At 62.4% G+C, this 14,703-nt stretch carries 14 protein-coding genes; 3 read left to right on the forward strand and 11 right to left on the reverse strand.

Annotated elements, in window-relative coordinates:
* Positions 1-154: 154 nt before the first annotated feature.
* Genes Q1Y33_RS05030 through Q1Y33_RS05040 form a run of 3 tightly spaced genes read right to left on the reverse strand, consistent with a single transcriptional unit; the run spans position 155 to position 3,641 of the window.
* A complete protein-coding gene (locus Q1Y33_RS05030) occupies positions 155-1,879 on the reverse strand; it encodes a phosphoethanolamine transferase (protein WP_300798656.1) in 1,725 nt (574 codons plus the stop codon).
* Position 1,880: 1 nt separating this feature from the next.
* Positions 1,881-3,110, reverse strand: a complete 1,230-nt coding sequence (locus Q1Y33_RS05035) for a BamA/TamA family outer membrane protein (protein ID WP_300798657.1) — start codon at positions 3,108-3,110, stop codon at positions 1,881-1,883.
* Between the two features lie 12 nt (positions 3,111-3,122).
* Entirely contained in the window at positions 3,123-3,641 is a 519-nt protein-coding gene (locus Q1Y33_RS05040) for a hypothetical protein (protein ID WP_300798658.1), read from the reverse strand.
* Positions 3,642-3,853: 212 nt separating this feature from the next.
* Here Q1Y33_RS05040 and Q1Y33_RS05045 point away from each other — a divergent pair, with 212 nt between their 5' ends.
* Positions 3,854-4,336: a low molecular weight protein-tyrosine-phosphatase gene (locus tag Q1Y33_RS05045; RefSeq protein ID WP_300798659.1), complete on the forward strand. Its 483-nt coding sequence runs from the start codon at positions 3,854-3,856 to the stop codon at positions 4,334-4,336.
* Here Q1Y33_RS05045 and Q1Y33_RS05050 read toward each other — a convergent pair.
* Together Q1Y33_RS05050 and fabG are read right to left on the reverse strand one after the other, a co-directional pair.
* On the reverse strand, positions 4,314-5,195 hold the full coding sequence (locus Q1Y33_RS05050) for a PorV/PorQ family protein (protein ID WP_300798660.1): 882 nt from the start codon (positions 5,193-5,195) through the stop codon (positions 4,314-4,316). The two genes, Q1Y33_RS05045 and Q1Y33_RS05050, sit on opposite strands and share 23 nt — an antisense overlap.
* 1,082 nt (positions 5,196-6,277) lie before the next feature.
* Positions 6,278-7,024 (reverse strand): 3-oxoacyl-[acyl-carrier-protein] reductase, encoded by a 747-nt coding sequence (gene fabG, locus Q1Y33_RS05055; protein ID WP_300798661.1) that lies wholly within the window; start codon positions 7,022-7,024, stop codon positions 6,278-6,280.
* A 291-nt stretch (positions 7,025-7,315) separates the two neighbouring features.
* On the opposite strand from fabG, the gene glyA reads away from it, so the two are divergent.
* A complete protein-coding gene (glyA, locus tag Q1Y33_RS05060; RefSeq protein WP_300798662.1) occupies positions 7,316-8,596 on the forward strand; it encodes a serine hydroxymethyltransferase in 1,281 nt (426 codons plus the stop codon).
* A 1-nt stretch (position 8,597) separates the two neighbouring features.
* Positions 8,598-9,278 (forward strand): DUF2461 domain-containing protein, encoded by a 681-nt coding sequence (locus tag Q1Y33_RS05065; protein WP_300798663.1) that lies wholly within the window; start codon positions 8,598-8,600, stop codon positions 9,276-9,278.
* Positions 9,279-9,369: 91 nt separating this feature from the next.
* Here Q1Y33_RS05065 and Q1Y33_RS05070 read toward each other — a convergent pair whose 3' ends face one another.
* The 6 genes from Q1Y33_RS05070 to Q1Y33_RS05090 form a co-directional block, all read right to left on the reverse strand.
* Positions 9,370-10,575, reverse strand: coding sequence for an MFS transporter (locus tag Q1Y33_RS05070; RefSeq protein WP_300798664.1), 1,206 nt, complete (start codon positions 10,573-10,575; stop codon positions 9,370-9,372).
* A 131-nt stretch (positions 10,576-10,706) separates the two neighbouring features.
* On the reverse strand, positions 10,707-10,922 hold the full coding sequence (locus tag Q1Y33_RS09665) for a nitroreductase family protein (RefSeq protein ID WP_363322796.1): 216 nt from the start codon (positions 10,920-10,922) through the stop codon (positions 10,707-10,709).
* Between the two features lie 9 nt (positions 10,923-10,931).
* Positions 10,932-11,279: a nitroreductase family protein gene (locus Q1Y33_RS09670; protein WP_363322792.1), complete on the reverse strand. Its 348-nt coding sequence runs from the start codon at positions 11,277-11,279 to the stop codon at positions 10,932-10,934.
* Between the two features lies 1 nt (position 11,280).
* The gene (locus Q1Y33_RS05080; protein ID WP_300798665.1) at positions 11,281-11,775 is read right to left on the reverse strand and encodes a GAF domain-containing protein; all 495 of its coding nucleotides are present in this window, start codon (positions 11,773-11,775) and stop codon (positions 11,281-11,283) included.
* Between the two features lie 167 nt (positions 11,776-11,942).
* A complete protein-coding gene (gene glmS, locus Q1Y33_RS05085) occupies positions 11,943-13,787 on the reverse strand; it encodes a glutamine--fructose-6-phosphate transaminase (isomerizing) (protein ID WP_300798666.1) in 1,845 nt (614 codons plus the stop codon).
* Between the two features lie 131 nt (positions 13,788-13,918).
* Complete coding sequence (locus tag Q1Y33_RS05090; RefSeq protein WP_300798667.1) at positions 13,919-14,701, reverse strand: inositol monophosphatase family protein; 783 nt, start codon at positions 14,699-14,701, stop codon at positions 13,919-13,921.
* Positions 14,702-14,703: the final 2 nt, after the last annotated feature.

The raw sequence follows: 14,703 nt of genomic DNA on the forward strand, positions 1-14,703 counted from the left end.
ACATCGTTTTTTTCGTTTTTTTGACATAAAAACAGAGATTAGTAGAAACCGGTTTCTACTAATCTCTGTTTTATCCTCCTAACTGCCAAATATTAAGTCGGTTACATTTTATATCTCCAACCAATTTTGGCATCATTACCCGGGATGACGGCGGTTACGGAACGATGCCGTACCGACGGAAGACCTCCATGTCCTCGGGCATGAGCCCTGTCCGGACGAAGGGTACGGCCTCGTTGTGGTCGTTCAGGTAGCAGCGCGGAGCCGTGCGGTCGAAGTCGGCGCTTACGAGCGACACCCGCGTGTCGATGTAGCGGCCGCGGATCGAGGCCATGTCGGCCATCGTGTGGAAAAGCGCGTGGGTCGTGGTCGCCGCCGAGGCGTTGGCTTCGGCCGCAGCGACCTTTTCGGGAAAATTGGCCCGGTACTCCGGGGAGAACCATGCCAGCGACGCCACCCAGAGCTGGTAGGCCGTCGTCGTGGGCGAGGCGTGCAGGAAACGGTGACGCCGGTCGTCGAGGATGTCCTCGCCGTGGTCCGCGCAGTAGAGCAGCGCCGTCGAGGTGTCCTCCAGTCCGCGCAGGTAGTTAATCGTCTCGGCCAGGAAATGATCCGTATAGACGATCGAGTTGTCGTAGGCGTTGCGGAGCATCTCGGCATTCTGCTCGTTGATGGCAACGTCGTTATCCGGCTTGAAGACAGCAAATTCGCGCGGATACCGCTGGTGATAGCTGAAGTGGGAGCCGTAGCAGTGCAGGATGAAGAGCAGTTTTTGTGAAGTGCTCGTTTCGATGACCTTGCGCATCTCGCTGAACAACTGCATGTCGTGACGCGGCGAATGGATGTAGAGCAGGTGCTTCGCATCGTGTGCCAGGTGGTCGATCATGGCCCCCTGCGGCGACTGGTTCGAGATGAACCACGTGTCGAATCCCGCCTCGTTGAAGAGGGCCGGGAGCCCCCGGCGGCGGTAGAGCTCCTCGTGTTCGTCGGTGCCGACCGACGAGAGAATCAGCGGCACGCTCTTGTGCGTGGTGTTGCTCTGCGTGAGGATGTCGCGGAAGAGCACCAGATCGTCGAATGTCGAGAGCCGCGGATTGGTCTCGCGTCCGTAGCCGTAGAGCTGCCAGCTCATCGCACGGGCCGCCTCGCCGATGATGTAGACGTAGATTTCCCGTCCGGGTGCCTCCTGCGTGCGTGTGGCCCCGTAGGTGAAGCCCGCGGCCGTCTTCTCGAAATTGCGCGACTTGCGGAACTCCGACCCGCTCAATCCGGCATTGTAGAGCACGTTGAGCGGGAAGATTTCGTCGCGCAGCACGTGCTTGCTCTCGCTGACGCGGTAGGCGGGCCACAGGACGAGCAGGCCCAGGGCGAAGAGCACGGCGCCGGTCAGTCCGATGTTCATGCGCGTCATGCGCGTCATGTAGCGCTTCAGGCCGATTTCGCGCGAGGCGAGCCACAGCAGCGGCACGTACATGACGCATACCAGCACGACGGCAGGGTAGATGTTGCCCAGCAGCTCACCCGCCTCGCCGGGATTGGTCGTCAGCAGGTTGGTGAACATGTCGGTGGCGATGATCGAGTTGCCGAACAGGTAGAGCAGCACGATCTGGAAGGCACACAGGAAGATGAACGGGAAGGCCAGCCAGACCATGACGCCCGAGCGGCGCAGGACGACGCTCCACATCATGAAAAAGCCGAGCGGCAGCAGGATGAGCGCCTCGGTGGTCCAGACCGAATAGTGCTCCGTATTGGCGAGGACGCAGTTCGGTATGATCATCGCCACGAAGAAATAGACGGGCAGCAGGATCGTGGTGACGCGGCCGCGTCGGCCGGACGGTTCGCGGCGCCTGCTTTTCGGCGGATCGTTATGCTTGTTTCCCATTTCAGAAAGCTTCGTTTATGTTGAGCAGAAAGCCGCTGGTCTTTTTGCCGAATCCGTAGTCGATGCGGACGTTCACCCGCTTCTTCAGCTCCCAGCGCAGACCGATGCCGTAGTTGGGCAGCGTCTCGTCCCAGTCGAACTCCCGCAGGCTGTTGAATACGTTGCCGGCACCGCCCCAGACGACGCCCCCGATCCGGCGCCAGATACGCTGCCGCACCTCGATCTGCGCCGTAATCAGGCAGTTGTCCGTATAGCGGCCCTGGTAGTATCCGCGCATGCGCTGGCTGCCGCCCATGCGGGCGAGCATCGGCCACGGCGTGCCTTCGGAGTTGAAGATGCCGTAAAGGTCGGCGGCGAGGATGCCGTCTTTCCAGACCTTCTGGTAGAAGTCGGCCGTGACGGTCGTGCGCCACAGCGTCTTGCCGCAGTTGCCCAGATGCTTCGGATAGGAGCTCTCCTGAAACGAGAGGTAGATGCCCCGGAACGGGTTGGGAATGAAGTCACGCGAGTCGTACTCGGCGATCAGCCCGATGCCCGTGGCCGTGTAGTGGTGTTTCTGCCCCTCGAGATAGCTCTCGCCCAGCGCATCGAAGCCCCGGCCCTTCGTGTGTTCGAACCCCAGCACGACGCCGAGGTAGGTGTTCGGCAGGACGCGGTGCACGTAGCGGGTCTCGATCTGATACTGTTTTTCGGTGTAGGTAGTCTCCTGGTTGTAGCGCCCGGCGTGGTAGCCGACGCCCCACAGCGAGCGGGGTGCCGACGTGAACATCAGCGTATAGTTGAGCCGGCTACGGTTCTTCGAGAAGATCGTGTTGCCGGTGACGCCCAGCGAGTAGAATCCCGTGACGGAGACGTTGCCGAAGACCGAGACGTCCGACGGCGAGGTCACCGAATCGGTCCGGTCGATGCGGTAGAGCCCCGCGGCGAGCACGCCGATGCCCAGGCTCGTGTTCTTCGAGTAGCTCGGGCCGCCCGCAAAGGTGACGTCGATCTTCTTTTCGAAGGTGCGGTCGACGGTCGAACCGCCGAAATAGTCCACCACGCGCTGCAGGAACGGCTTTTTCCGTGCCGATGACTGCTGCGCGAGCGGCGTGTAGGTGTAGTGCAGCGTGTCGCTGCCCGAGACGTAGGTGTAGACGCTGTCCCGCTCCCGTTCCTGCGCCCGCACGTCGGAGGGCCGAAGACAGAGGCCGCACAGGATGCAGCCCGCAACGAGGATTGCGCGGATCATTCGGGAATCCGATTATTTGTACTTGTCGATAACCTCGTAGAAGGCCTGCTTGTCCTGCTCGGAGAGCTCGCCCTTGCGCAGGAAGACCAGCTCGCCCTCCTTCGAGACGAAGAGCAGCACGAACTGGTTGTTGCAGTCGCCCAGTCCCCAGGCCGTGCTCAGGATGCGCTCCTGGTCGGCCAGCACGAGTGCGCCGTTCTTCTCCGTGCGCTTCTTGGCCATGTTGCGGGCCATGCCGTTGGGAATCATCGGGGCATCCTTGAGGTTCATGACGCCGAATCCGTAGATGTTGTCGCTCTCGGCGCGGTGGGTGCGTTCGAGTTCGAGCGTGAAGTCGTTGTTCTGCTTGTGGCGGTCGGGGTCCACGTAGAATATCATCAGGTTCTTTTCTCCGAAGTAGGGCAGTTTGGCGGGCTTGCCGTCCAGGTCCAGCACCTCGACGTTCGAGACTTTGCGGGGCAGGTCCTGGGCCGTGGCGAGCGACGCCGTGAGTGCGAATGCCGCCAGCATCACGATAACTTTCATCTTCATTGCATTCCGTGTTTAAGTTATTACAAAGAATCGGGGGCAAAGATACGATTTTTATCCGAACATACGGCTCGTGCGAGGGTGGAATATTGTTCCGATTGTTCTTTTTTCTGCTCCGCAAGAGGCGGATGCCGGGCGGGAAAACGGCATCCGGGAGTCCTGCGCCGCCCGGGCGGAGGTTGCAAATCCTCTTCCGAAACGTTATCTTTGCCGCCATGAAAAAGAGGATTCTGTTCGTATGCCTCGGCAACATCTGCCGCTCACCGGCCGCCGAGGAGATCATGCGCCAAACCGCCCGGCGCAATGGGGCGGAGGAGCTGCTCGCCGTCGATTCGGCCGGCACCTACGGAGGACATGCCGGCGATCTGCCCGACGCCCGCATGCGCCATGCGGCGACAGGACGCGGATATGTGCTCACGCACCGCGCACGGCGCATCACCGAAGCCGATTTCGACCGCTTCGACATGATTGTCGTCATGGATGACATGAACTACGAGGCGGTGCACCGGCTGGCGCCGTCGCGCCGGGCCGCCGAAAAGATATTCCGCATGCGGGAGTTCTTCAGTCGCCACCCGCAGTGGGACCATGTTCCCGATCCCTATTACGAGGGGCATGAGGGCTTCGAGCTGGTGCTCGACATGCTGGAGGACGGCTGCGCGGGGATACTGGATTACATCAGAAATCCAGACCGAAACTGATGCTGTAAGTGTTGTGCAGCAGGGTCTCCTTCGCGGCGAAGAGGTAGGCGAAGTCGAGCCGCAGGTGCAGGAAACGCACGCCGAAGCCGACGGTCGTGTAGCTCGGATAGTAGTCGCGCCGCTCGCCGTAGTGGTAACCGGCGCGCAGCTGGACGAGCTGCATGAGGTTGTACTCCGCACCGACCGACATCTGGAAGCCGCGCACGTGCGACGGCGTGAAATAGTACCCCAGGTCGGTGCCGACGGTAATCTCGTGGGCATCGGAGAGGAATGTATCCAGCGCGACACCCGCCGTGAGGTCCATCGGCAGCGCATAGGCCGAGTCGTCGAGGTAGCCGCCTAGGTTGCCCAGCTTCGCACCGGCGCGCAGTGTCGAGTAGTCGCCCACGTTTTCTATCGGCAGCGAGTAGGCGGCACTCAAGTCCGCCGCCAGGGCATCTGCCGAAGCATCGGGTCGCGAGAGGTGCATGTAGCGGGCGACGATGCCGACGGCCCAGCGTTCGCCGATGCGGCGCGTGTAGCCGGCATCGACGGCCATGTCGCTGTTACCCCGCTCGCGCAGGTACTGGCGCCAGCCGAGCTGCACGAGGTTTGTGCCGCCGACACGGCAGTATCCGGATACGGCGTAGTAGTCGAATTTTCCCTGTCCGTAGTAGGACGAGGAGACCTGCGAGGGCAGGGGTGAGAAGGCTGCCGTCGCGGAGTTGTTGTAGAGGGCGTGTGATCCCGAGATGGTGGTCATGGCCACGCCGCCCATGCCGAGGACCTTGGCGTCGGGCGTCGGGAGCGTGGGGGCCTGCGCGTGGGCCGTGCCGATGCAGGCGCAGCACGACAGGACGAAAGTTGCGATTCGTTTCATGTTCGCAAATATACGTAAAAAGATGGAATCTCCAACTCCGGATGCCGCCTGAGGCGTATTGTGCGGGCGGGCCGCCTGACGACGGCATCTCTTCGCCGGGCCGGTCTTCTCCGGAGCGCGCAGGATCGGAGCCTGTGCGCCACCCCGTGACGGACACGCCGCGGGCCGTACCCCTTTTTCCCCGCGTCGAACGAGAGTGCGGATTATGGGTGCCGCCGCTGGCGGCAATGTGTATAAATAATATGATCTCGGCGACGTGTTCTCTCTTATCTTCCCACCGCAAGGCTGATTTTCCCCGCAAGACGGGTCCCGACTTGGTTCCGATGGCGGGGAAGCGGACGGGCGGCTGAAAGCGTGAGCGGCGGGGACGGTTTGCTTGCAAACCCGCGAATAGTCGCCCGACGCCGCTTTCAGACGACCGGACGCCGCCATCGGAATCGGTCGGGTGGCTTTTGCTGCTTTTCGCCATCGAAAAGCAGAGAAAAAGAAAGAGTTTTCTCTTGTACTTTTGAGGCCAAAAGTACCAAAAGCCTCCGCACGTCGTTCTCCGTGGGAGTGCGCGAGCCGCGGTGCTGTCCGGGGCGCGCAAGATCAAGCCTATGCGCCACCCCGTGGCGGACGCGCCGCCACTCGCACCCTCTTTTTTCGCGTCGAACGAGAGTGCGGATTGATTGTGCCGCCAGCGGCGGCAATATGTATAATAACGGTTGCGCGTCTCACCCTGATATATGCCCCTTTTATTTCCCTGCAAGATCAGTTCTCTTTTTCCCGCAAGGCGGGTCCCGACTTGGTTCCGATGGCGAAAAAGCGGACGGGCGGCTGAAAGCGCAAGCGGCGGGGACGGTTTGCTTGCAAACCCGCGCACAGTCGCCCGACGCCGCTTTCAGACGGCCGGACGCCGCCATCGGAATCGGTCGGGTGGCTTTTGCTGCTTTTCGCCACCGAAAAGCAGGTAAAAAAGCAGTTAAAAAGAAGTGGAGAGGGGCGGATAACAGGTAAAAGAGAAGATTTCCCCATGAAAAGAGCCTGCCGGAAAATCCGGCAGGCTCTTTCGTTGCGACGGGGATCGTTCCCGGGTCGATTTAGCAGTTCATCGCACCACAGCAGTGGATAACCTGGCCGCTGACATACGACGAGAGGTCCGACGCAAGGAACAGCGCTACTTTGGCTACATCCTCGGGCGTGCCGCCGCGACGCAGCGGAATCTGCTTGTACCACTCCTCCTTGACCGAGTCGGGCAGCTTGTCCGTCATGTCGGTGATGATGAAGCCCGGGGCGATGCAGTTGGCGCGGATGCCGCGGGGACCCATCTCCTTGGCGATCGACTTGGCCAGACCGATCATGCCGGCCTTCGAAGCCGAATAGTTGCACTGTCCGGCGTTGCCGCTCACGCCCACGACCGACGACATGTTGATGATCGAGCCGCCCTTCTGACGCGCCATGACCGGCGTTACGGCGTGGATGAAGTTGAAGGCCGACTTGAGGTTGACCGTCAGCACGGCGTCCCACTGAGCCTCCGACATGCGCATCATCAGACCGTCTTTCGTGATGCCGGCGTTGTTGACCAGAATGTCGATGCGGCCAAAGTCCTTCATGATCTCGTCGATGACCTTGTGCGTCTCTTCGAAGTTGGCGGCGTTCGAGGCATAGCCCTTGGCCTTGACGCCGAGTGCGGCGATTTCGGCCTCGGTAGCCTTGCCGTTCTCGTCGATCACCAGGTCCGTAAAGGCGACGTCGGCGCCTTCCGATGCGAATTTCAGTGCAATGGCCTTGCCGATGCCGCGGGCAGCACCCGTTACGACAGCCACTTTTCCTTCGAGTAATTTCATAGTTATCTCAATTTTGGTATAAATAGCCGATTTTCCGGCACAAAGATACGAAAAATATTTTAATATGAGCCAAAAGTCCGGTCTTCTCCCGATTTCTTTGGCCTGCGCACGACCGGACGGCAGGAAAAACGGCAGTGTACCGCATGCACCGTGCGGACATCCTTCCGCGCCGGCGGACTATGGCGCGCATGCATTTCGGAAGGAAAAAGTAAAAGTTTGATAGAATTTCGACAAATTTGCTTATCTTTACAAACCGTAAAGGTAACGGATTTCAAAAACCCAAAGTAAAACATGAAAAGAGATTCCCAGATTTTCGATCTGATCGCCGCCGAGCGCAGCCGTCAGATGCACGGCATCGAACTCATCGCTTCGGAGAACTTCGTCAGCGACCAGGTCATGGAGGCCATGGGCTCGGTCCTCACGAACAAGTACGCCGAGGGTTATCCCGCCGCCCGCTACTACGGCGGCTGCGAGGTTGTCGACAAGGTCGAGTCGCTGGCCATCGAGCGCGTCTGCCGCCTCTACGGCGCCGAGTACGCCAACGTGCAGCCCCACTCGGGCGCACAGGCCAACATGGCCGTCTTCTTTGCCGTGATGCAGCCCGGCGACACCTTCATGGGCCTTGACCTGGCACACGGCGGACACCTCTCGCACGGTTCGCCGGTGAACATGTCGGGCAAGTACTTCAAGGCTGTGGGCTACCGTCTCGACGAGGCGACTGGCCGCATCGACTACGACGCCATGGAGCGCCTGGCCGAGGAGTGCCGTCCGAAGCTGATCGTCGGCGGTGCGTCAGCCTACTCGCGCGAGTGGGACTACAAGCGCATGCGCGAGATCGCCGACAAGGTCGGGGCGCTGCTGCTCGTCGACATGGCCCACACGGCGGGTCTGATCGCCGCGGGGCTGCTGGAGAATCCCGTGAAATATGCCCACATCGTCACCTCGACGACCCACAAGACCCTGCGCGGCCCGCGCGGCGGCATCATCCTCATGGGCAAGGACTTTGAAAACCCGTGGGGCCTCACCACGCCGAAGGGCGCCGTGAAGATGATGTCGCAGATTCTCAACTCGTCCGTCTTCCCCGGCATCCAGGGCGGACCGCTCGAGCACGTCATCGCCGCCAAGGCCGTGGCTTTCGGCGAGGCGCTCGAACCCTCCTACAAGGAGTACCAGATACAGGTGCAGAAGAACGCCCGCGCGATGGCCGAAGCCTTCGTTAAGCGTGGCTACAAGATCGTCTCGGGTGGTACGGACAACCACCTGATGCTGGTCGACCTGCGCACGAAGTTCCCCGAGCTGACGGGCAAGCAGGCCGAGAAGTGCCTCGTGGCCGCCGATATCACGACGAACAAGAACATGGTGCCGTTCGACAGCCGCTCGCCGTTCCAGACCTCGGGTCTGCGCTTCGGCACGCCGGCCATCACGACGCGCGGCCTGAAGGAGGACAAGATGGACTACATCGTCGAGCTGATCGACCGCGTGCTGGAGAATCCCGACAGCGAGGAGAACATCGCCGCCGTGCGCCGCGACGTGAACGCCCTGATGGCCGACTATCCGCTCTTCGCCTGGTAACATGGAGCAGGTGCTCGATTTCCTGCGGCGGCTGCACGACAACAACGACCGCGAGTGGTTCGATGCGCACCGCGCCGAGTGGACGCGCGTGAAGGGGCGCTTCGCCGGCTTCACGCAGCGTCTGATCGACGGCATTGCGTCGTTCGACAGCTCGGTGCGGGGGCTGCGGCCGCAGGACTGCACCTACCGCATCGCGCGCGACACGCGTTTCTCGGCCGACAAGACGCCCTACAAGAACTACATCAGCGCCTTCATCGCGCCGCGCGGCAAGAAGTCCGGCTATGCGGGTTACTACCTGCATGTCGAGCCTTCGGGCGACGGACTGCTCGGCGGCAGCCAATTGGGCGGCGGGGTGGTCTGCCTCGAACCGGTCGTGCTGCGCTCCATGCGCGAGGAGATGCTCGACAATGGAGCCGAGGTGCTGCAGGCCGTAAAGGCGGCTCCCGGATTCCGCATCTGGGAGGGCAACAAGCTCAAGCGCGTGCCGACGGGCTTCCCGTCCGACAGCGAATATGCCGAGCTGCTGAAGCTCAAGGATTTCTACGTCGAGCGGCCGCTCGATGAAAAGGAGCTGTTGCGTCCCGACGCCGTGGAATACCTCGTCGGGCAGTTCCGGCTCACGCAGCCCTTCGTGGCGATCCTGAACCGCGCGATCCGCTACGCCTACGAGGAGATGATGTAAGTGCGCGCATTTCGTGTCCAAAACGAACGGCAGGCTTTTCCGAATGGAAGGCCTGCCGTTTTTTTCGTGCGCGCTGCGCCGCGACGCCGTGTCAGCGGAGCCGGTTGGCAAGGAAACTTCGGCGTGCGTAGAGGAAATAGAATATCACGCCCGCGGCATTGACCGCAAAGGCGAGCCAGAAGGCCGCCGTATAGCCGCCCAGGTGCTCGGCGATGCTGCCGCCGCCGATGATGCCGATGCCGACGCCGAGGTCCCACGAGGTGAGGATCGTCGAGTTGGCCGTGCCGCGGCGTTCGTGCGGCGCCAGGTTGATGAACATCGTCTGCATGGCGGGGTACATGTGTCCGTTGCCCAGACCGATCATCAGCGCCGCGGCGTAGTAGCCCCAGAGGTTCGGGACGGCCGAGAAGATGAGGTAGCCGCACAGCGACAGCACCATGCCCGCCGAGGCGTTCTGCACGATCTTGCCCTGCCGTAGCGACTTGCTGCCGATGAGCCGCGAGAGGATCAGACCCACGGCCAGCAGCATGAAGAAGGTGCCCGACCCGGAGGTGATGTGCAGCACCTCCTGGCTGTAGATGGCGATGTAGGTCGAGATGACGCCGAACGAGAACGAGAAGGTCGCGATGCAGAGCCCCTCGCTCCACCCCTTGAGCAGGACGAAGCGGTCGAGCGACAGCTTGCCGTCGCGCTGCACGGGCTGGCGGTCACGGCAGCGGATCGTCGAGTCGATGGCCAGTCCGGCGAAGGCAATCACGAGCGAGAGGGTGAAGAGCAGGTTGAAGTTGTGGATCGTGTGGTAGATGTAGAGGCCTGCCGACGGGCCGATGGCCATGGCGATGTTGTTGCTCAACCCGTAGTAGCCGATGCCTTCCGACCGCCGCTCGGGATGGAGCACGTCGATGGCCATCGTGCTGCTTGCCACGGTCGTGGCGCCGAACGGCGCGCCGTGCAGCGTGCGGATGACGGCAAAGAGCAGCAGCGAGCCGGTGATGTAGTAGCCCGCGAAGAGCAGGGCGAAGCAGAAGTAGCAGAGCAGCAGGACCTTCTTGCGGTTGAACGTGTCGACGACGAATCCGCTGAAGGGGCGCACGCAGAGTGCCGTGAGCGTGTAACCGCACAGCACGAAGCCGATCATCGCCTTGTTGGCCGCGAAGGTGTCGCGCAGGTAGAGCGGCAGCAGCGGCGCCAACAGATAGAATGCGAAAAAGAGCATGAAGTTGGCGATCCACACCTTCAGATAGTTGCTGTTCCAGAGGGCGGGACGTGCCGTCTGCCCGTTGTCAGAAGAGGCCATAAGCGCGATTTTTCCCGGTGCGCAAACCCGTTGCGGCCGGATTACGGGGCAAAAATAGCGATTTTTCCGCTGCGTTGTACCGCGCAGGGGCTTTCACCCGCCACCCGGACCGGGTTTTCAGGACATTTGGGCTACTCTGCGTCCTGCCCGGGCTGCGGCTCTTTTCCCGGGCGGTAGGCGTTCCACGAGCTGATCTCCGCGATCGGCTTGCGCACCTTGTCACGCGTCGCGGCGGCCGGATAGCCCACGGTGATGAGCAGCGGAATCCGCTTGCCGCGCGGCACGCCGAGCAGGCGGGCCGTCTGCGGTTCGTCGAACCACCCGAGGATGCAGGTGCCAAGACCCAGCTCGGCCGCCTAGAGGCAGAAGTGCTCGACGGCGATGCCGACGTCGAGCATGCAGTAATCCTTGCGCTTGAGCATGCTGCCGATGCGGGCCGTGAAGTTCATCTTTTCGAGCACCACGGCGACGATGACCGGCGCCTCGGCGGCAAAGCGGTTCATGCCGAGCCCCTCGGCCGCACGGGCCAGCCGGGCCTTGAGTTGCGGATCGTCCACCGCGACGAAGTGCCACGGCTGCGAATTGCAGGCCGACGGGGCGAGGCGCGCCGCCTCGATGCAGCGCATGACCAGCTCGCGCGGCACGGCGCGCGCTTCATAGTGCCGGTCGCTCTGGCGTTTGCGTATCAGTTCTGAAAAGTCCATGTCAGTAGATTGTTTCGGAGATCAGGGCGGCGATCCGTTCGAGGCCGCGGCGGTCCGTCTCGTCGAAGGCCGCGGGGCGGTCGCTGTCGATGTCGAGCACACCGCGCACCATGCGTTCGGACCCCGTCGAGAAGAGCGGGATGACGATCTCGGAGCGCGAGAGCGAGCTGCAGGCGATGTGCCCGGGGAACTGCTCGACGTCGGGGACCACGATGCTCCGCTCCTCGGCGAAGGCCGTGCCGCAGACGCCGCGTCCCTTGCGGATGCGGTAGCAGGCGACCGTTCCCTGGAACGGCCCGAGGCGGAGCTCCCCGCCCGCCGCGCGGTAGAATCCGACCCAGAAGAAACCGAAGGCCTCACGCAGGGCGGCTGCCGTGTTGGCCAGCACGGCCACTTCGTCGTCGATGCCCTCGATGAGTGCCGCAAGGCGCGGCAGGAAGGCGTCGTAGCACGCCTGCTTCGTGAGTTCGGGTGAAAGGTCGAAACTTTGTTCCATGCCTGTGTGTCGTTTGTCCGCTGTAAAGATAACCATTTATTCCGATTTTGCCGCATCGCCGGCCGCGGCGCGTATTTCCGTCCGGCCTCCGGCAGGGCTGGCAGCAAAAAAGGGCAGAGACCGTTTCCCGGCCCCTGCCCGACAGGCATCGCGCCTTGCCGGAGCGCCTATTCGACGGTCACCGACTTGGCGAGGTTGCGCGGCTGGTCGACATTGCGGCCCTTGTAGACGGCGATGTAGTAGGCCAGCAGCTGCAGCGGCACCGACACGACGATCGGCATGAGGCACTCGGTGATGACCGGCACCTCGATGCAGTAGTCGGCCGAGCGGCGCACCTGTTCGTCGTCGCGCGCCATCACGGCGACGATCTTGCCGCCGCGCGCCTTGATCTCCTCAATGTTGCTCGCCGTCTTCTCGTAGGTGTGGTCCGGCGTGGCGATCGCGACGGTCGGCATCTCGGCGTCGATCAGCGCGATGGGACCGTGCTTCATCTCGGCGGCGGGGTAGCCCTCGGCGTGGATGTAGGAGATCTCCTTGAGCTTGAGCGCCCCTTCGAGCGCCGTGGGGTAGTTGTATCCGCGGCCCAGGTAGATGAAGTTGTGGGCATAGGTGAATATCTTGGCCAGGTCCCTGATCTGGTCGCCGACCTTGAGCACCTCCTCGAGCGTCGCGGGCAGGTCGAGCAGCGCCTGCGCCACCTCATGGTAATAAGCATCCGTCACGGTGCCCTTCTCGCGGCCGATGGCCAGCGCCAGCATCGCCATGACGGTCACCTGGCCCGTGAAGGCCTTGGTCGAGGCCACGCCGATCTCCGGTCCCACGTGGATGTAGGCACCCGAGTCGGTGGCGCGGGCGATCGACGAGCCGACGACGTTGCAGATGCCGAAAACGAAGGCCCCGGCCTTGCGGGCAAGCTCGACGGCGGCCAGCGTGTCGGCCGTCTCGCCCGACTGCGACACGGCGATGACGATGTCGTCCGCGTGGATGATCGGGTTGCGGTAGCGGAACTCCGAGGCGTACTCCACCTCGACGGGTATGCGGCAGATGTTCTCGATCAGGTGCTCGCCGATGAGCGAGGCGTGCCACGACGTGCCGCATGCCACGAAGATGATGCGGCGCGCCGCGAGGAACTTGTCGCGGTGGTCGATCACGCCCGAGAGCTTGACTTCGCACGTCTCGGGATTGATGCGCCCGCGGATGCAGTCGACGATCGTGCGCGGCTGCTCGTAAATCTCCTTGAGCATGAAGTGGGGGTAGCCGCCCTTTTCGAGCTGCGAGATCGAGAGCTGGAGTTTCTTGATGTCGATGCGGCTCTCGTGGTTGTCGAGCGTCACGACCTTGAGCGGGTGGTTGCGGTTGATGACGGCGATCTCCCCGTCGTTGATGTAGACGAACTCCTGCGTGTATTCGATGATCGACGCGGCGTCCGACGAGAGGAAATATTCGCCCTCGCCGAGCCCGACGACCATCGGGCTGCTCTGACGTGCGGCGATGATCTCGTCGCGGTTGCCCTTCTCGATGACGGCGATGGCGTAGGCGCCGACCACCTGCTTGAGGGCCTGCTGCACGGCTTCGAGCAGCGTACAGCCGTTCGTCGTGCGGACGTACTCGATCAGGTTGACCAGCACCTCCGAGTCGGTGCTGCTGCGGAACGTGTAGCCGTTGGCCGTCAGGGCATCCTTCAGCACGCGGAAATTCTCGATGATGCCGTTATGGATCAGCGCGATGTGTTCCGATTCGGAGTAGTGGGGATGGGCATTGGCGTCGTTCGGCACGCCGTGCGTGGCCCAGCGCGTGTGGGCGATGCCGATCGTACCGCCGAGGTCCTTGCCCGCAAGGAAATGTTCCAGATCGGAGACCTTGCCCTTGCACTTGTAGACGTTCAGTGCGCCGTCACGGTTCACCAGGGCGACGCCGGCGCTGTCGTATCCCCGGTATTCGAGGCGGTGAAGCCCCTTGATCAGAATGGGGCAAGCCTCCCGCTTACCCACATAGCCGACTATTCCACACATTTTTTCTCGATTTATCCGGCCGGCAAAATAAGAAAAAATTTTAATAACTACACGAAAGTGGGGGCGGAAATTTCTTCCCGCCCCCGTTAAGATTTTGTTACATCTTTTCTATTTCGCTTTTTTGCAGCGTGTTAGCGAATGTATTGCAGCATCTCGCCGACCAATGTGTTGTTGCCGGCAACGATCGAGACGCCGCGTCCCTCGCGCAGGCTGCGTACCGCACCGCCCGCCTCGCGGACGATCAGCTCCCCGGCGCAGACATCCCACACGTGCAGCGCCAGCTCCCAGTAGCCGTCCAGAAAACCCGCCGCCACGCAGCAGAGGTCGTAGGCCGCCGAGCCGTAGCGGCGGATGCCGCGCGTGCGGGGCAGGATGCGGGCGAGGTTGTCGGCATTGTTGTCCGGGTTGGTCACCTTGTCGTAGGGAAATCCCGTGGCGAGGACCGTCTCCCCGAGCGTCCGTTTCTCCGCCACGCGGATCGGATGCTGCGGACCCTCCATGCGGCCCATGCAGGCGCCGCCGCCGAGCGTGGCGGTGTACAATTCATCGAGGTAGGGCGCATAGACCACCCCGACGACCGTCTCGCCGCGGTGCTGCAGGGCGATCGAGACCGTGAAGACGGGCAGCCCCTGGCTGTAGTTGGTCGTGCCGTCGAGCGGGTCGACGACCCACAGCCATTCGCCGTGGGCATCGCCGCGCGTGCCGCCCTCCTCGCCCAGCACGGCATGGTCGGGGAAACGCTCCGCAATCATGCGGACGATGAGCGCCTCGCTCTCGCGGTCGGCGCGCGTCACCACGTCGCTGACGTTCGACTTGGTGCGGATCGCCAGGTCGCCGCCGCGGAAGTAGGCGAGGTGTATCTTCCCCGCTTCGCGTGCCATGCGCACGGCATGTTCCAGATAGTTCTCGTACATCC

The organism is uncultured Alistipes sp., assembly GCF_949296715.1.
Taxonomy (GTDB): domain Bacteria; phylum Bacteroidota; class Bacteroidia; order Bacteroidales; family Rikenellaceae; genus Alistipes.